Source organism: Pseudomonas sp. D2002 (assembly GCF_013385735.1).
In the GTDB taxonomy this organism is placed as follows: domain Bacteria; phylum Pseudomonadota; class Gammaproteobacteria; order Pseudomonadales; family Pseudomonadaceae; genus Aquipseudomonas.
This window is the reverse complement of the sequence record NZ_JACAPL010000005.1, coordinates 205,039-221,823: the sequence shown is the minus strand read 5'-3', so window position 1 is coordinate 221,823 and position 16,785 is coordinate 205,039. Positions and strand designations below refer to the sequence as shown.

Genomic DNA, 16,785 nt, shown 5'->3' with positions numbered 1-16,785 from the left:
GTCGTTGCAGTGTATAGCTCATCTGCCAGGGGCTGGTGTATCTGCCTACACGTTAGGGGCAAGATTCATACAATAAATGACACAGTTGGATGTATTTGCCTGTTTGGCCATAGCTGCTAACGTCCCCAAAGCTCCGCTTTTTATAGATGCGTTTTTATAACTGCAGCGGTCGGACACACTCAGGTAAGAGGACAAGAATAATGCAACCTGATTTCTGGAATGACAAACGCGCGGCGGGCGTTCCCAATGACATCGACCTCACCACGTACAAGTCGGTGATCGAAGTCTTCGAACGGTCCTGCAAGGCCTTTGCCGACCGTCCGGCGTTCAGCAACATGGGCATCACCCTGACCTACGCCGAGCTTGAGCGCCAGAGTGCGGCGTTCGCCGGTTACCTGCAGCAGCACACCGACCTCAAGCCGGGCGAGCGCATCGCGGTGCAGATGCCCAACGTGCTGCATTACCCGATTGCGGTGTTCGGCGCCCTGCGCGCCGGGCTGATCGTGGTCAACACCAACCCGCTGTACACCCCGCGCGAAATGCGCCACCAATTCAAGGATGCCGGCATTCGCGCGCTGGTTTACCTCAACCTGTTCGGTTCGCGGGTGCAGGAAGTGTGCGCCGACACCGAGATCGACTACCTGATCGAAGCCAGGATGGGCGACTTCATGCCCGCCGCCAAAGGCTGGCTGATCAACACCGTGGTCGACAAAGTCAAGAAGATGGTCCCGGCCTACAGCCTGCCACGTGCGGTGTCATTCAAACGCGCCTTGCGCATGGGCGCGGGGCAGGGCCTGACCCGGCATCCGGTGACACTGGACGATATCGCCGTGCTGCAATACACCGGCGGCACCACCGGCCTGGCCAAGGGCGCGATGCTCACCCACGGCAACCTCGTCGCCAATATGCAGCAGGCGCGGGCGTGCATGTCCCAGGTCAGCGACGCCGGCCAGCCGCTGATAAAGGAAGGGCAGGAGGTGATGATCGCGCCGCTGCCGCTGTACCACATCTATGCCTTCACGGCGAACTGCATGTGCATGATGGTCACCGGCAACCACAACGTGCTGATCACCAACCCGCGCGACATCGGCGGCTTTATCAAAGAGCTGAAAAAGTGGCGGTTCTCCTGCCTGCTGGGGCTTAACACGTTGTTCGTGGCGCTGATGGACCACCCGGATTTCAAGACCCTGGATTTTTCCCACCTCAAGATCACCAACTCTGGCGGCACTGCGCTGATCAAGGCCACGGCCGAGCGCTGGAAGGCGCTGACCGGTTGCTCCATTGGCGAAGGTTATGGCCTGACCGAAACCTCGCCGGTGGCCAGCACCAACCCGTACGGCAGCCAGTCGCGGTTGGGCACCGTCGGTATTCCGGTGCCGGGCACCGCGATGAAAGTCATCGATGATGAAGGGCATGAGTTGCCCTTGGGCGAGCGCGGCGAGCTGTGCATCAAAGGCCCGCAGGTCATGAAGGGCTACTGGCAGCAGCCGGTCGCGACTGCCGAGACCCTCGACGCCGAAGGCTGGCTGAAAACCGGCGACATCGCGGTGATCGACACCGATGGCTTTGTGAGCATTGTCGATCGCAAGAAAGACCTGATCATCGTCTCGGGCTTTAACGTGTACCCCAACGAGATCGAGGATGTGGTGATGGCGCACCCGGCGGTGGCCAACTGCGCCGTGATCGGCGTGCCGGATGAACGCACCGGGGAGGCGGTGAAGTTGTTTGTGGTAGCGCGTACGCAAGGTGTGAGCCTTGAAGAGCTGAAGGCGTACTGCAAGACCAACTTCACCGGCTACAAGGTGCCCAAGCACATTGTGTTGCGTGATTCGTTGCCGATGACGCCGGTGGGCAAGATTCTGCGCAGGGAGCTGCGCGACATCGCCTGATATGCAATGCGCTTAAAAAATGTGGGAGCTGGCTTGCCCGCGATAGCGATGTTCCAGTCACTGGATGTATTGACTGACAGACCGAAATCGCAGGCAAGCCCGCTCCCACATTTGCTATTTATTGTGCTGAAGGCCCATTCCAGAGCGTTTTGCTGGGGGATTTTACCCTGGTTTAAAGTGTGACCAAATATTGTAGGACAGTCATGATTATGACTGTAGGGCCCTCTTTTGGCTCTAGGCGGCCCTTGGCAAAGCTGCTACTCTCGGCGCGCTTTGTGACTTCTCGGCCTGCTTGAAAGCGCCAGACTCACCTAAAAAAACATACACCAATAATAATCGCATCAAATGCGATGATGAATTCGCGTCGCTGAGGAGTGGGCTTCCATGAACGAAGACTTTTGGAAGGATAAGTACCCCGCCGGGATTGCTGCAGACATCAATCCAGACGAGTATCAGAATATTCAGGCGGTACTGAAACAGTCCTGCCAGCGCTTCGCCGACAAACCGGCTTTCAGCAACCTGGGCAAAACCCTCACCTACGGTGAGCTGTACGAATTGTCCGGCGCCTTCGCCGCCTACCTGCAACAACATACCGACTTGAAGCCTGGCGATCGAATCGCCGTGCAACTGCCCAACGTCCTGCAATACCCGGTTGCCGTGTTCGGCGCCATCCGTGCGGGCCTGATCGTGGTCAACACCAACCCGCTGTACACCGCGCGGGAAATGGAACACCAATTCAATGATTCCGGGGCCAAGGCCCTGGTTTGCCTGGCGAACATGGCGCACCTGGCTGAAAAAGTCGTGCCCAAGACCGCCGTCAAGCACGTGATCGTCACTGAAGTCGCTGACCTGTTGTCGCCGTTCAAGCGCCTGCTGATCAACAGCGTCATCAAGTACGTGAAGAAGATGGTCCCGGCGTACCACTTGCCCAAGGCCATCAAGTTCAACGATGTGCTGGCCAAGGGGCATGGCCAACCGGTCAACGATGCCAGCCCGGCCAGCGGCGATGTCGCCGTACTGCAATACACCGGCGGCACCACCGGCGTGGCCAAGGGCGCGATGCTCACCCACCGCAACCTGGTCGCCAACATGCTGCAGTGCAAGGCGCTGATGGGCTCCAACCTCAATGAAGGTTGCGAGATCCTGATCACGCCGCTGCCGCTGTACCACATCTATGCCTTCACCTTTCATTGCATGGCGATGATGCTGATCGGCAACCACAACATCCTGATCAGCAACCCGCGCGACTTGCCGGCGATGGTCAAGGAACTGTCGAAGTGGAAATTCAGCGGCTTTGTCGGCTTGAACACCTTGTTCGTGGCGCTGTGCAACAACGAAGGCTTCCGCAAGCTGGACTTCTCCGCGCTGAAAGTCACGCTGTCGGGCGGCATGGCGTTGCAGTTGGCAGCCGCCGAGCGTTGGAAAGACGTGACCGGCTGCAACATCTGCGAAGGCTATGGCATGACCGAAACCAGCCCGGTGGCGACGGTCAACCCGATCCAGAATATCCAGATCGGCACCATCGGCATTCCGGTGCCGTCGACCGTGTGCAAAGTCATCACCGATGACGGCGTCGAGCTGGCCCTGGGCGAGATCGGCGAGCTGTGCGTCAAAGGCCCGCAAGTGATGAAAGGCTACTGGCAGCGCGAAGACGCCACCGCCGAGATCCTCGACAGCGAAGGCTGGTTGAAGACCGGTGACATCGCGATCATCCAGCCCGACGGCTACATGCGCATTGTTGACCGCAAGAAAGACATGATTCTGGTCTCCGGTTTCAACGTTTACCCCAACGAACTGGAAGACGTGCTGGCGGGCCTGCCGGGCGTGCTGCAATGTGCGGCCATCGGCGTGCCGGATGACAAGTCCGGGGAGCACATCAAGCTGTTCATCGTGGTCAAGCCAGGCGCGACCCTGACCAAGGACCAGGTGATGGAACACATGCGCGCCAACGTCACCGGCTACAAGGTGCCCAAGGCCGTTGAGTTCCGTGATGCGCTGCCGACCACCAACGTGGGCAAGATCCTGCGGCGTGAGTTGCGCGATGAAGAATTGAAGAAGTTGGGCCTGAAAAAGTAACCCATAAAAAACCCCGCGATTGCGGGGTTTTTTAATGTCAGGATTGAAATGCAATCCATTTTGCTCTGCATTCCTACAGGGCAAACTGCGTGAAGCTCACCCCGGCACCCGTCGGGCGCACATCCTTGAGGAACGAATCCTTGTCCGCACTCAACTCCAGGGTGATCTCCGGCTTGCGCTTGCCCGCATTACGCACCACCAAGCCTTCGAGTTTTTCACGCAGATAGGCCGTCGGCACCTTCAAGTGCAGCAGCTGGTCGGACTCGGCGTTGTGCATCAACAGGTGAATCCACTCGTACTGGCCCACGGCAATACGGCCCACCGGCAGGTCGAACCACCAGATGTTGCGCTTGCGGTCCAGGTCGGTGAAATGGCAGTTGTTGACGCCGAGTACGGCACCGCCCAGTTCCAGGTTTCTGCGGGCAATGGCCTGTGCTTTATTGAGTTTCATAACCTTCCTACGGGATCTGTTATTCAGCGTTATAGCCTGAATGTGCCGGGCATTCTCGTGGGTTGGCTGCAAAACATAAAGCCAAACCTGCACGCGGCGATGAAATGCCCGCTGAAAAATAATTGAAACTCTGCCGAACGGCCTCGGGTCAATCTCTACGTAATGACCAAAAACCTCGATTGTTCCAGGAGAAATACCATGAGCAGCACATCGGATAAGGCAAAAGGTTTGAAAGACGAGCTCGTTGGCAACGTCAAGCAAGGTGTTGGCAAAGTCACCGGTAACGACAAGCTGCGCGCTGAAGGCCTAGTGCAAGAGAAGAAAGGCCAGGTTGAAAAAGCAGTAGGCGATACCAAGGACGCGGTAAAGAAAGCGACCAAGTAAGCCTGCCAACGCGCAGCCAAACGGCCATCCACGGATGGCCGTTTTTATGTCGTCGCTTGCAACTAAAATCTGGTAATTGTTTCAAAGTCGCCAAGTAGGCTACTTTTGATGTAGAAAACGGCCCCTGAGTCGCCCACGACCTCAACCCTTTTGCGGCGAAAGGAGACGCTATGATTTTTCCGGTATTGCAAGGCTTGCCACTGCACAAAGTGCTGGTGCGCACTGTCACGGAATTCGTCGATGACGAAATGCCTACCTATGCCTCGGCACTGGCCTACCAGATGCTGTTCTCGTTGTTTCCCTTCCTGTTGTTCCTTATTGCCCTGATCGGTTTTCTGCACCTGCCGGACTTCTTTACCTGGCTGCGCATGCAGTCGGAACTGGTGTTGCCGCCCCAGGCGCTGGAGCAGGTCAACCCGGTGATCGACCAGTTGCAGCAATCCAAGGGTGGCTTGCTGTCCGTCGGTATCGTGATTGCGTTGTGGACCGCCTCCGCCGGCGTGCGCCTGATGATGAGCGCGATGAACGCCGCTTATGACGTCGTCGAAGGCCGGCCAATCTGGAAGCGCTTCCCGCTGTCGGTGTTCTACACCATCGGCATTGCCGGCATGCTGCTGGCCGCCGCTGCATTGATGGTGCTCGGCCCGCAAGTGATGGAATGGCTCGCCGGGCAGATCGGCATGCAGGAATTCGTGGTCACCTTATGGACCATCCTGCGCTGGCCGCTGATTGTGATTCTGCTGATGTTCGCCGTGGCCCTCATGTACTACGTGATGCCTGATGTGGAGCAGAAATTCCGCTTCATCACTCCAGGCTCGGTACTGGCCGTGGTGGTGTGGATCATCGCCTCCCTGGGTTTTGGCTACTACGTCAAAACCTTCGCCGACTACAACGCCATGTATGGCAGTATCGGTGCGATCATCGTCCTGCTCCTGTACTTCTATATTTCCGCCGCCGTATTGCTGCTGGGCGCGGAGATGAATGCCGTGATCGAACACATGTCGGCGGAAGGCAAGGACCCCGGGGAAAAGGAGTTTGATGAGCATTCGGATACGAATGAAAAACAGCACGTCTCAGGCCTCGGCCGGGACCACTCCAAGCCCCTAACTGACGAAGTCTGATTGATGATCCGTGAAATCCTGAAAATGGGCGACGAGCGCCTGCTGCGCATTGCGCCACCGGTTCCGCCCGAGATGTTCGACAGCCCTGAGCTGTGGCAATTGATTGATGACATGTTCCAGACCATGGAACACGTCGGCGGCGTCGGCCTGGCCGCACCGCAAATCGGTGTTGACCTGCAACTGGTGATCTTTGGTTTCGAGGCCAGTGAACGCTACCCGGACGCGCCGCCGGTGCCGCAGACTATCCTGATCAACCCGTTGATCACGCCGCTCAGCCCGGTGCTGGAAGAAGGTTATGAAGGCTGCCTGTCCGTGCCCGGCCTGCGGGGTGCGGTGGACCGTTATCAGCAGATTCGCTACGAGGGTTTCGACCCTAAGGGCGAACCGATTGTGCGCATCGCCGAAGGCTTCCACGCGCGGGTGGTGCAGCATGAATGCGATCACCTGATCGGCCGGTTGTACCCGTCGCGGATTACCGACTTCAGCAAGTTCGGGTTTATCGAAGTGATGTTTCCGGACATGGATCCGAACGCGGACGCATAGCTTTCAGGCCTAATGAGATCCAAATGTGGGAGCGGGCTTGCTCGCGAAAGCGGTGTATCAGTGACATAGCCTGTGACTGACACTCCGTATTCGCGAGCAAGCCCGCTCCCACATTTGGTTAGCATTTCAAATCGAACTATTTTGCCGGTTTAACAAACCGCAACGTCATCCGATCCGACTCCCCAATCGCCAAATACTTGGCCTTGTCCTGCTCGCCCAGCTTCAACGCCGGCGGCAGCGTCCACACCCCACCCGGATAATCCTTGGTGTCCTTCGGGTTGGCGTTCACCTCGCTTTGCCCCGCCAGCTTGAACCCGGCGTCTGTCGCCAGCTTCACCACCTGCGCGGTGGTCAGGTAACCACTGTCCTTGATGGCTTGCAGATCCGCCCCGTCCTTGGCGCGGTGATCTTCCACGCCCAGCACCCCGCCGGGCTTGAGCACCGTGTAGAACGCGCTGAAGGTGGCCGGTGCGGTGCCCGCGTCAACCCAGTTATGCACATTGCGGAAGGTCAGCACGCTGTCGGCCGAAGCCGGTTTGCCGAACACCGGAGCCTTGGGGTCGAACTCCACCACTTGAGCTTTGGCATAACGCGCAGGGTCGGCGGCGAATTTCTTTTTCAGGTTCTGTTCGGATGTCGCGGCGTAAGCGCTGCTGCTCGCGGCCTGCACGGCGGCAATGTAATGCCCTTGATCCTTGAGCAGCGGCGCCAGCACTTCGCTGTACCAGCCGCCGCCCGGGGTGATCTCGATCACCGTCTGCCTGGCGCCCAAACCAAAGAATTCCAACGTCTGCTGCGGGTGGCGATAGCCGTCACGCGCGCTGTTGGCCGGGTCGCGCCAACTGCCGGCGAGCACGCTGGCGTACTGCTTGGCGCTGATCGGCGCGTCGGCTGCCTGGCTGAACGTGGGAGCGAGGAGGGCGGTGAGGGACAGAGCTGCAAGCGTCGTTTTCATGATCATCCTGTAAGAGGCCACTGTGCCGTCGAGGCTAGCATGGGCGTTCTACCGGCCGATCACACATTATCCGAGGTCGACCTTTGCGTTGGTTATAAGCCCCATGGCAATCATTGGCTTGTTACGTTTGTAGCGCACCCACCGTTCGCTGAGGGACTGCGGCAACAGCGTGTCTTGAGTGAACCCCATGCGCTGATACACCGCTTCCAAATCCGGATGGCACAGCAGCCAGACGGTCCCTTCCACGTCAGCGACCGCCTGCAGAATCAAGCGCGCCGCCAACCCTTGGTCACGATACGCTGGGTCGACAAACACCCCGGTCAGCCACTGCCCACCCACCACCGGGCTCAGGCACAGCCCGGCCACAATTTCACCGTCGCGCGCCACCCATAAACGCCCACCTTTGATGGCCTTCATCGACGAATCATGGCGGCGATAAAACTTGTTCAGCAGCGGCCACAGCGGCTCTGCCAGCGGTTCAATGTGCAGTTCGGGCATGCTCTTCAAGCCAGCGGTTTCAAGGGCCGAGAATTATAAGCGCGTTCTGCGGGGCAATAGGTGGTATACCCAGTGTTACATCCCCTTCAGTTGAGCATGCATCATGGCCAAAGGTATGGATTCAAAGAAAGCCGCGAAGAAGAAACCGGCAAAAACCGCCGATGAAAAACGCGCTGACAAGAAAGCCAAGAAAACCGAGACAGGCCTGTTCGGTCACTGAGTTACAAGCTTAGAACCAAACGATCTGCAAGATTTTCGGGTCTCGCTACACAGAGCAGGAAACACCTGCTCTGAGCTGCCGATGGCCAACTACCTTGATCTGACCCATCGCCGGGAAATCGAAGCCCTGGCGCACAGTTTTACTGCCAGAACCGAATGGCCGACCTGGCTTGTGCTGATCAGCGTGTATGCCGGCTGGTTCAGCGTGATGTTCGCCAGCCCCTGGCTGGGCGTGTGGCTGAGCACGCTGTTGCTGATTCCGTTGGTGACGCTGTGGCTGTCGGTGCAACACGAATTGCTTCACGGCCATCCCACCCGTTCCCTTCTCGTAAACAAACTGCTCGGCTATGCACCGTTTGCCGTGTGGTATCCCTACACGCTGTACCGCGACAGCCACTTGCTGCACCACAACGATGAAGACCTGACGCTGCCGGGCATCGACCCGGAAAGCCGCTACCTCAATCAATCCCAATGGGACAACAGCGCGCTGTTTAAACGCGGTGTGCATTGGCTGACCAAAACCGTATTGGGCCGCTTCCTGCTGGCCGCGCCTTTGGCGATTGGCCGCCTGGCCCGGCATGAGTTTCGACGCCTGCCACAGGTGTGGCCGATGTGGGTGTGCCACGGCGCCGTGACCCTGCTGATGCTCAGCTTTATCGCCCACTACAGCGCCTTGCCGGTGTGGCATTACCTGCTGCTGGTCACCGCGCCGGCCTTGTCCTTGGCGTCGATCCGTTCCTACTATGAACACCGCCCGCACCTGCAACCGGAACAGCGCACCGTCCTCAACGAAGCGTCCTGGCCGTGGACCTGGCTGTTCCTCAATAACAACCTGCACCTGGTGCACCACGACTTGCCGAAACTGCCCTGGTACTTGCTGCCCACGGTCTACCACGCGCGCCGCGAACAATGGGTGGCGCGCAGCGGCGGTTTCCTGGTGCAAGGTTACGGCCAGTTGATCAGTCGCAACGGCCTCAAGGCCATCGACAGCCCGCGGCACCCTTTTGCGTGAGAGACGACCATGAGTGAACACTACGCCGAGCTGCTGATGTACGTGGCTCCCGCAGCGGTGCAGCAGGCCAACCAGCAATGGCTGGCGCGCATCTTCGAGCGCTTGAACCTGACCCGCCGCAACGCTGACCACCTCGACCTGCACGGCCTGTGGCTGGCGCCCGAACTGCTCGTCACGCAAACCTGCGGCTACCCGCTGATGACCCAACTGCGCGGCCAGGTGCGCGTGATTGGTCGCCCACGCTACGAGCTGGCCCACAGCAGCAACGGCGAGCATTGCAGCCTGCTGCTGACCCGCGACGACAACCCGCGCACCGCCCTGGCCGACTTCTACAACAGCCGCGGCGTGATCAACGGCCACGACTCCAACAGCGGCATGAACCTGCTGCGCGAACGCCTTGCGCCGTTGCAGCGCGACGGGCGTTTCTTCGCCAGCATCGACAGCAGCGGCGCCCACCGCGAAAGCCTGCGCTGGCTACGCGAAAACCTCGCCGACCTCGCCGCCATCGACAGCGTCACCTACGACTACCTCGCGCGGTTCGCCCCGCGGGAAGTGGCGGGGCTGCGCATCGTCACCCACAGCGCGCCGAGCCCGACCTTGCCCTACATCGGGCCGCTGCAGTTGAGCGACGAACAGGTGGCGCAGATTCGTGAGGCGATGAACCTGGCGTTGCAGGATTTGCCGCAGGTCGTCGAAACCCTGGGCATCCAAGAAGTGCTGCCCGCCAGCGAAGACGACTATCAGGTTCTGTTGGCCTACCAGCAACACGCCGCCAGCGTGGGTTACCCCAACCTGCGCTGATCGTTCCCACGCTCTGCGTGGTAACGCCCCCCGTGACGCTCCGCGTCACCCTCTCAAGCACTGACGCAGAGCGTCAGAGCCTGCATTCCCACGCAGAGCGTAGGAACGATCGGTTATATAAAAATACTTTTTAAATATTATTAAAGAATAAGCAGCCTTGCTAGGATCGCTCCACCGGAACACCGGACATAACGCGCAACCTACTCAGATGGAGCCACTATGTCCGGCGCCGACACTTCTCACAGCGATTACGTGGGCGGATTGTTCCGCAGTCATTACGACTGGCTGTGCAGCCGTTTGCACCGCCACCTCGATTCGCGTGCACACGCCGAAGACATCGCCGCCGACACCTTCGTCCAACTGCTGAGTTCGCCGGGCGTGCTGCCGATCCGTCAGCCCCGTGCCTTGCTCACCACCATCGCCCAACGCCTGATGTACCAGCTGTGGCGCCGGCGTGACCTGGAGCGCGCCTACCTCGACGCCCTGGACAACGACGAAACCTGCACCGCGCCGTCTCCCGAAGACTTGGCGCAAATGCTTGAAGCCCTGCAGGCCATCGACCAGTTGCTCGACGGCTTGCCGGCCAAGGTCAAGGCCACTTTCCTGCTGTCGCAACTCAATGGCTTGACCTACCCCGAGATCGCCGCCGAACTGGGCATTTCCCAGCGTTCGGTCAGCGACTACATGGCCCGTGCCCTCAACCGTTGCCTGCGGCTGTGCCTGGAATGAACGACGAACTGATCAACAGCGCCACGCGCTGGTACGTGCTGCTGCGCTCGGGGGACGCCACGGCGGCGGACTGGCAGCGCTATCACCAATGGCGCGCCGCCGACCCGCGTCATGACGCCTTGTGCCAGCAATTGGAAACGCGCCTGGGCGTATTCCAAGTGCCGCTCGGTCAAGGCGTCAGCGGCAAAGTCTTGCAGCAGGCGCTGGAGGCGCCTTCCAGCCGCCGGCATGTGTTGCAGATCGCGCTGGCGGGCGCGGGCGTGGCCATAGGCGCCGCACTGCTGAACAAACCTTTGGGCCTCTGCGAGCTGACGGCGGATATCCGCACCGGCACCGGCGAGCGTCGCACCGTCACGCTGGCCGATGGCAGCGAGTTGCTGCTCAACGCGCAAAGCGCGGCGGATATCCAGTTCGACCCGCAACGGCGCCTGGTGCGCCTGCGCGAAGGCGAGTTGCTGGCCAAGGTTGCCAGTGATCGCAACCGACCCTTTTTGATCCAGACCGCGCAGGCGCAATTGCGCGCCTACGGCAACCGCTTGCTGCTGCGCGAGCGCGAAGGGCAGGGCCAGGTCGTTGCGCTCAACGGCGCCGTGCAAATCGACAGCCACAGCGGCGAGCGCCTGCAACTCGCCGCCGGGCATGCAGTGCATTACGACCGCGCCGGGTTCGGGCCGGTGCAGGCCAGTTCCGCCAGCGCCACCGCGTGGGTCGACGGCTTCCTGCAAGTGCGCGACCGCCCGCTGGCCGAAGTCATCGACGCATTGCGGCCCTATCACAGTGGCGTGTTGCGCCTGGATCCGTCAGTCGCCGGCCTGCGCGTCAGCGGCCTGTATCGGCTGGACAACCCGCAGCAAATCCTCGACACCCTGGCGCGCACCTTGCCGATCCACATCACCCGCCGCACCGGGTTGTGGGTGACCATCAATGCGGCCTGACGGACGTCCTCGGTCAATGTGGGAGCTGGCTTGCCTGCGATGCAGACAACTCGGTCTCACAGTTGAACCGAGTCGATGCGATCGCAGGCAAGCCAGCTCCCACAGGGGTTGGGTTTTCACTTTAAAAGAGGGTTCTAAGGACATAACCAAACGATCTGCAAGTTTTGCCCCCACCAACCCACATCACTCCCGTAAGCGCTGCGGGGAGCAGCGTTCTCGAGTTTCCTTGGGGGGAGCCAAAGTGAATCAGATCAACCGTGTACCGCTTCGAACCTTTGCCCTGGTGCCGTTGGCCAGCCTGTTTTTCTCGTTTGCCGCCAGCGCCGAAGACGCGCGCCAGGTCTACCACATTGCACCCGGCCCGCTGGATGAAGTGCTGCTGAACATCAGCCGCCAAAGCGGCCAGGTGATCTCCTTTACGCCGCAACTGGGCAATTATTCCTCGGCCACGGTCGACGGTTCGCTGTCGGCGCATCAGGCGGTGGACGCCGCGCTCAAGGGCACCGGCCTGCAAGTGCAAGTCAGCCCGGACGGCGCGTTCATCATCAAGGAAGGCGCAGCCAAAGGCGCCACCAGCAGCGTCAAGGCGCAGACCAGCGCCGCGCAGGCGCCGACCCTCGACCGCGTGGTCGCCATCGGCACCCGGCGCAGCAACGCCACCGCGCTGACCAGCAGCGCCCCGGTCGACGTGATCAACGCCGAAGAACTCAAGCAAACCGGCGCCACCAGCCTCAACCAGGCGTTGTTCCAGCTGCTGCCGTCGTTCAACTTTCCGCAGAACAACAGCGCCACCCGTGGGCAAGACCCCAAGGGCGCTTCGTTGCGGGGTCTGTCGCCTGACCAGACGTTGGTGCTGATCAATGGCAAGCGCCGCCACACCTCGGCGGTGGTGAATATTTCCGGCGGTGTGCCGTTTATTGGCGCGCAGCCGGTCGACCTCGACATGATCCCCATCAGCGCCATCGACCACGTCGAAGTGCTGCGCGATGGCGCCTCGGCGCAGTACGGTTCCGACGCGGTGGCCGGGGTGGTCAACATAGTGCTCAAGGAGCGCGACAGCGGCGGCGGCGTCAATACGCAACTGGGCAAATACGCCCAAGGCGACGGCTTCAGCAAAACCACCGATGGCTGGTACGGCATTGGCCTGCCGGGCGACGGCTTCCTGACCTTGAGCTTCAACACCCTGAACAACAAGCCCGACGACATTGGCGACAAGTACGTCGCCGACGGCCGCGTGCAAGACCCACGCTGGGGCGGCGCCGGGCGCGACAAATACAACCTGGCGGCCAACGCCGAGATCGGCCTGAACGACCAATGGCGCGTCTACAGCTTCGCCACCTTCGGCCAGGACACTTCGGTGAACAACACGCCGCCGCTGCTGGCCAGCAGCCCGAACAACGTTGCGTCGATCTACCCCGGCGGCACGATTCCCAAGTACCGCTATCGCTACGAAGACGGCGCCATCACCCTCGGCACGCGCTATGAAGACGACAGCATTGGCCGCTTCGACCTGAGCGCCACCTATGGCCGCGACGAGCACGACGAGCTGGCCTTCAACACGGTCAACCCAAGCTACGGCGCCAACAGCCCGACCAAATTCAACGTCGCGACCTTGGTCAACGACCAGACCAACATCACCCTCGATTACGCCAAAGACCTGGACGTGAACTGGTCCAGCCACCCGCTGACCGTCTCGGCGGGCGTGGCCTATCGGCACGAGCAATATCGCCTCGAAGCCGGCGACTACGACTCCTATTCCTACGGCGGTATCGATGGCGTGCAAGTCGGCGCGGTGCAAGCCTCCGGGCTGACTCCGGACGACGCCGGCACGTTTAAACGTGATGTGGGCGGCGTGTATTTCGGCCTCGAAAACCAGGTCACCGACAAGCTGCAAGTCGGCGTGGCCGGGCGCACCGAGCACTATTCGGACTTCGGCTCGGCCACCACCGGCAAGCTCTCGGCGCGGTATGACTTCACCCCGCAAGTGGGCGTGCGCGCCACGGTCAACAACGCGTATCACGCGCCAAGCCTGGGGCAGATCGGCACCTCGTGGACCACCACGACCAACCTCGATGCCAACGGCAACCCAGTGCTGACGCGCATGTTGCCGGCCGACAACCCGGCGGCCCGTGCCCTCGGCGCGCAACCGCTCAAGCCGGAGAAGTCGACCAACTACTCGTTGGGCCTGGTGCTGCGACCGGCCGAAAATGCCTCACTGACCATCGACGCCTATCAAATCTCGATTCGTGATCGCCTGCTGTTCAGCGGCGGCATTTCCGGGCCGCTGGCCGAGCAGATCCTCACCAATGCCGGCTACGGCCAGTACTCGTGGGCGCAGTTCATGACCAACGCCGCCGACACCCGCACCCGCGGCGTTGACATCGTCGGCAAGTACAACCTGGACCTCGCGCAGTTCGGTGACCTGGCGCTGTCGGCCGGCTACACCAAGGCGCGCACCACGATTGAGAAAGTCCACGAAAACCCCAACGGTTTCGAAGTGCTGACCCGCGAAGCCCGTGGCTTTATCGAGCACGGCTACCCCGAGGACAAACTGGTGTTCGGCGCGGTGCACAGGCTCAACCAATGGACCATCGCCCTCAACCAAACGCGCTACGGCAAATACCGCAAATACGCGGCCAGCGAGACCAACGCGCAATACGACCAAGTCTTCAGTGCGCAATGGACCACCGACCTCGACGTGAACTACGCCTTCACCCAGCAACTGCGCGTGTCGGTGGGCGTGAACAACCTGTTCGACAGCAAACCCGACGACTTCAACAGCCGCCTGCGCCAGACGCCGGGCCAGCAATACAGCTACCTGTCACCGACCGCGCCGGAAGGGGCGTTTTACTACACGCGGCTCAGTTATGACTTTTAACCCGCTCACCGATCGTTCCCGCGCTCTGCGTGGGAGTGCCTCTTGTGACGCTCTGCGTCACCTGTTGGACGCAGAGCGTCCGGGGCTGCATTCCCACGCGGAGCGTGGGAACGATCATCACCACGAGGTTCTGCATGAAAACAATTAAAAAACTGCTCGGTGGCTCGCTGCTGGCACTCGCTGTCCTGGCCCAGCAAGCGCCCGCCGCCGAAGCCATCAAACCGATCCACTTCGGCGACATCACCTGGGAAAGTGGCAGCCTGATCACCGAAGTGCTGCGCCTGATTGTCGAGAAAGGCTACGGCCTGCCCACCGACACTTTGCCCGGCAGCACCGTGAGCCTGGAAGCCGCGCTGGCCAAGGACGACATCCAAGTGATCGGCGAAGAATGGGCCGGGCGCAGTCCGGCGTGGGTCAAGGCGGAGGGCGAAGGCAAAGTGTTCGGCCTGGGCGACACCGTCAAAGGCGCGACCGAAGGCTGGTGGGTGCCGGAATACGTGATCAAGGGCGACGCCGAGCGCGGCATCAAGCCCCTGGCGCCGGACCTCAAGTCGGTGGCCGACCTGTCGCGTTACAAGGACGTGTTCCGCGACCCCGAAGACCCAAGCGAAGGCCGCTTCCTCAACAGCCCCACCGGCTGGACCTCGGAAATCGTCAACAGCCAGAAGCTCAAGGCCTATGGCCTGACCGACACCTTCGTCAACTTCCGCACCGGCTCCGGCGCGGCGCTGGACGCCGAAGTGGCCTCGTCGATCCGCCGTGGCAAACCGGTGTTGTTCTACTACTGGTCGCCGACTCCGCTGCTCGGCCGCTTCAAGCTGATCAAACTGGAAGAGCCGCCGTTCAACGCCGAAGCCTGGAAAACCCTGGCCGACGCCAACAACCCGCACCCCATCGGCACCCGCTCGATGCCCGCGCACCTGGCGATTGGCGTGTCGGCGCCGTTCAAGGCGCAGTACCCGCAACTGGTGACTTTCTTTGAAAAAGTCGACCTGCCGATTGACCTGCTCAACGGCATCCTCGCGCAGATGAGCGAGAAGCGTGAGCAGCCGCGCCAAGTCGCGCTGGCGTTCCTCAAAGAGCAGCCGCACGTCTGGCAGCAATGGGTGCCGGCGGACGTGGCGGCCAAAGTCAAAGCCGCCCTTTGATGCTTGATCGTTCCCACGCTCCGCGTGGGAATGCCACCAGGGACGCTCCGCGTCCCGCTCTAAAGTCGTGACGCGGCGCGTCACAGGATGCATCCCCACGCTGAGCGTGGGAGCGATCAGAGGTGACACAGATGGTTAAGTTTTTCAGCGTGATCCTGGCTTCAATGGTGTTTTCGGCAGCGGTTTCGGCCGCCGAACCTTCCACCTTGCGCATCGGCTACCAGAAAAGCTCGGTGAGCATGGTGCTGGCGCGCGAGCACAAGTTGTTCGAAGAGGCGCTGCCCGGCACTCAGGTGCAGTGGATCGAATTCCTCGGTGGCCCGCCGCTGATCGAAGCGCTGAACGGCGGCAGCCTGGACATCGGCAATATCGGCGACATCCCGCCGATCTTCGCCCAGGCTGCCGGCATTGATTTACAGTACTTCGCGGTCGAGCCGAATGAGGGCAAGACCGAGGCGGTGCTGGTGCCCAAAGCCAGCCCGATCCAGAGCGTGGCCGAACTCAAGGGCAAGCGCGTCGCGCTGCTCAAGGGTTCCAGCGCGCATAACCTGTTCCTCAAGAGCCTGCTGCGCGCCGGTTTGCAGTGGAAGGATGTCGACGTGGTGTACCTGTCGCCGTCCGACGGGCGTGCCGCGTTTGAGCAGGGCAAAGTCGACGCCTGGGTGGTGTGGGACCCGTACTACTCGGCGGCCGTGGTCGACGGTTCTGCGCGCGTACTGGGTGACGGCCAAGGCCTCAACCCGGCGGGCAGTTTCTTTGTGGTCAGCAGCCCGTTTGCCAAGCAGCACCCGCAGGCGGTCGGCGCGATCATCAAGACCCTGGCCAAGGCGCAGCGCCTGTCCCTGGACCAACCCGAGCAAAGCATCGCGCTGATGGCCAAAACCCTGGGCCTGCCACCGGCGGTGGTCAAAAGCTACTTCGAACACCGCTCACCGGCGCCGATTCGCCCGTTGGAAGCCGTCGACGTCGCCAACCAGCAACGCACCGCCGACCTGTTTTTTGCCAATGGCCTGATCCCGAAAAAGGTCAATGTGCAGCAGATCGTGTTCAAGGCCCCGTAGGCCTTGTGGCCTGGCAAGCCCGCTCGCCACAGGAAGCCCCGCTGTCACAAGTTACAGCGTCCCAACCGACTTTTATCAGTGAGCA

General features: G+C 61.0%; 15 protein-coding genes. 12 read left to right on the top strand and 3 right to left on the bottom strand.

The window, feature by feature from the left end; all coding sequences use genetic code 11:
* Positions 1-200: 200 nt before the first annotated feature.
* On the top strand, positions 201-1,889 hold the full coding sequence (gene fadD2, locus HX783_RS11650) for a long-chain-fatty-acid--CoA ligase FadD2 (protein ID WP_177016978.1): 1,689 nt from the start codon (positions 201-203) through the stop codon (positions 1,887-1,889).
* A gap of 384 nt (positions 1,890-2,273) precedes the next feature.
* On the top strand, positions 2,274-3,965 hold the full coding sequence (gene fadD1, locus HX783_RS11645; protein WP_177016977.1) for a long-chain-fatty-acid--CoA ligase FadD1: 1,692 nt from the start codon (positions 2,274-2,276) through the stop codon (positions 3,963-3,965).
* Between the two features lie 73 nt (positions 3,966-4,038).
* On the opposite strand, the gene HX783_RS11640 is transcribed toward fadD1, so the two are convergent.
* Positions 4,039-4,416, bottom strand: coding sequence for a hypothetical protein (locus HX783_RS11640; protein WP_177016976.1), 378 nt, complete (start codon positions 4,414-4,416; stop codon positions 4,039-4,041).
* 198 nt (positions 4,417-4,614) lie between these two features.
* On the opposite strand from HX783_RS11640, the gene HX783_RS11635 reads away from it, so the two are divergent.
* The 3 genes from HX783_RS11635 to def all read left to right on the top strand — a co-directional run bounded on the left by HX783_RS11635 (position 4,615) and on the right by def (position 6,464).
* Positions 4,615-4,800, top strand: a complete 186-nt coding sequence (locus tag HX783_RS11635; protein WP_177016975.1) for a CsbD family protein — start codon at positions 4,615-4,617, stop codon at positions 4,798-4,800.
* 170 nt (positions 4,801-4,970) lie between these two features.
* Complete coding sequence (locus HX783_RS11630) at positions 4,971-5,921, top strand: YihY/virulence factor BrkB family protein (RefSeq protein ID WP_159959344.1); 951 nt, start codon at positions 4,971-4,973, stop codon at positions 5,919-5,921.
* A gap of 3 nt (positions 5,922-5,924) precedes the next feature.
* Entirely contained in the window at positions 5,925-6,464 is a 540-nt protein-coding gene (gene def, locus HX783_RS11625; RefSeq protein WP_177016974.1) for a peptide deformylase, read from the top strand.
* Positions 6,465-6,600: 136 nt separating this feature from the next.
* Here the strand turns inward: def and HX783_RS11620 are convergent, their stop codons facing one another.
* Together HX783_RS11620 and HX783_RS11615 are read right to left on the bottom strand one after the other, a co-directional pair.
* Positions 6,601-7,419 carry a class I SAM-dependent methyltransferase gene (locus HX783_RS11620; RefSeq protein ID WP_159959340.1) on the bottom strand — a complete coding sequence of 273 codons (819 nt, stop codon included), beginning with the start codon at positions 7,417-7,419 and terminating at the stop codon, positions 6,601-6,603.
* A 66-nt stretch (positions 7,420-7,485) separates the two neighbouring features.
* Positions 7,486-7,917 (bottom strand): GNAT family N-acetyltransferase, encoded by a 432-nt coding sequence (locus tag HX783_RS11615; protein ID WP_177016973.1) that lies wholly within the window; start codon positions 7,915-7,917, stop codon positions 7,486-7,488.
* Between the two features lie 301 nt (positions 7,918-8,218).
* Between HX783_RS11615 and HX783_RS11610 the strand changes: the two genes are divergently transcribed.
* The 7 genes from HX783_RS11610 (at position 8,219) to HX783_RS11580 (ending at position 16,700) form a co-directional block, all read left to right on the top strand.
* Positions 8,219-9,148, top strand: coding sequence for a fatty acid desaturase (locus tag HX783_RS11610; protein ID WP_177016972.1), 930 nt, complete (start codon positions 8,219-8,221; stop codon positions 9,146-9,148).
* 9 nt (positions 9,149-9,157) lie between these two features.
* On the top strand, positions 9,158-9,949 hold the full coding sequence (locus HX783_RS11605) for a phosphate/phosphite/phosphonate ABC transporter substrate-binding protein (RefSeq protein WP_177016971.1): 792 nt from the start codon (positions 9,158-9,160) through the stop codon (positions 9,947-9,949).
* 219 nt (positions 9,950-10,168) lie between these two features.
* On the top strand, positions 10,169-10,678 hold the full coding sequence (locus tag HX783_RS11600) for a sigma-70 family RNA polymerase sigma factor (RefSeq protein WP_177016970.1): 510 nt from the start codon (positions 10,169-10,171) through the stop codon (positions 10,676-10,678).
* A complete protein-coding gene (locus HX783_RS11595; RefSeq protein WP_177016969.1) occupies positions 10,675-11,613 on the top strand; it encodes a FecR domain-containing protein in 939 nt (312 codons plus the stop codon). The genes HX783_RS11600 and HX783_RS11595 overlap by 4 nt, the downstream gene beginning before the upstream one ends.
* 241 nt (positions 11,614-11,854) lie before the next feature.
* A complete protein-coding gene (locus HX783_RS11590; protein WP_177016968.1) occupies positions 11,855-14,491 on the top strand; it encodes a TonB-dependent receptor in 2,637 nt (878 codons plus the stop codon).
* A gap of 134 nt (positions 14,492-14,625) precedes the next feature.
* Positions 14,626-15,639 (top strand): ABC transporter substrate-binding protein, encoded by a 1,014-nt coding sequence (locus HX783_RS11585; protein ID WP_177016967.1) that lies wholly within the window; start codon positions 14,626-14,628, stop codon positions 15,637-15,639.
* Between the two features lie 131 nt (positions 15,640-15,770).
* The gene (locus HX783_RS11580) at positions 15,771-16,700 is read left to right on the top strand and encodes an aliphatic sulfonate ABC transporter substrate-binding protein (RefSeq protein ID WP_177016966.1); all 930 of its coding nucleotides are present in this window, start codon (positions 15,771-15,773) and stop codon (positions 16,698-16,700) included.
* Positions 16,701-16,785: the final 85 nt, after the last annotated feature.

Bases quoted from the DNA above. Each gene is read 5' to 3' on its own strand.
- def (WP_177016974.1), top strand. From the start codon at position 5,925: ATGATCCGTGAAATCCTGAAAATGGGCGACGAGCGCCTGCTGCGCATT.
- fadD2 (WP_177016978.1), top strand. From the start codon at position 201: ATGCAACCTGATTTCTGGAATGACAAACGCGCGGCGGGCGTTCCCAAT.
- HX783_RS11640 (WP_177016976.1), bottom strand. From the start codon at position 4,416: ATGAAACTCAATAAAGCACAGGCCATTGCCCGCAGAAACCTGGAACTG.
- HX783_RS11580 (WP_177016966.1), top strand. From the start codon at position 15,771: ATGGTTAAGTTTTTCAGCGTGATCCTGGCTTCAATGGTGTTTTCGGCA.
- HX783_RS11600 (WP_177016970.1), top strand. From the start codon at position 10,169: ATGTCCGGCGCCGACACTTCTCACAGCGATTACGTGGGCGGATTGTTC.
- HX783_RS11620 (WP_159959340.1), bottom strand. From the start codon at position 7,419: ATGAAAACGACGCTTGCAGCTCTGTCCCTCACCGCCCTCCTCGCTCCC.
- fadD1 (WP_177016977.1), top strand. From the start codon at position 2,274: ATGAACGAAGACTTTTGGAAGGATAAGTACCCCGCCGGGATTGCTGCA.
- HX783_RS11630 (WP_159959344.1), top strand. From the start codon at position 4,971: ATGATTTTTCCGGTATTGCAAGGCTTGCCACTGCACAAAGTGCTGGTG.
- HX783_RS11615 (WP_177016973.1), bottom strand. From the start codon at position 7,917: ATGCCCGAACTGCACATTGAACCGCTGGCAGAGCCGCTGTGGCCGCTG.
- HX783_RS11595 (WP_177016969.1), top strand. From the start codon at position 10,675: ATGAACGACGAACTGATCAACAGCGCCACGCGCTGGTACGTGCTGCTG.
- HX783_RS11605 (WP_177016971.1), top strand. From the start codon at position 9,158: ATGAGTGAACACTACGCCGAGCTGCTGATGTACGTGGCTCCCGCAGCG.
- HX783_RS11610 (WP_177016972.1), top strand. From the start codon at position 8,219: ATGGCCAACTACCTTGATCTGACCCATCGCCGGGAAATCGAAGCCCTG.
- HX783_RS11585 (WP_177016967.1), top strand. From the start codon at position 14,626: ATGAAAACAATTAAAAAACTGCTCGGTGGCTCGCTGCTGGCACTCGCT.
- HX783_RS11635 (WP_177016975.1), top strand. From the start codon at position 4,615: ATGAGCAGCACATCGGATAAGGCAAAAGGTTTGAAAGACGAGCTCGTT.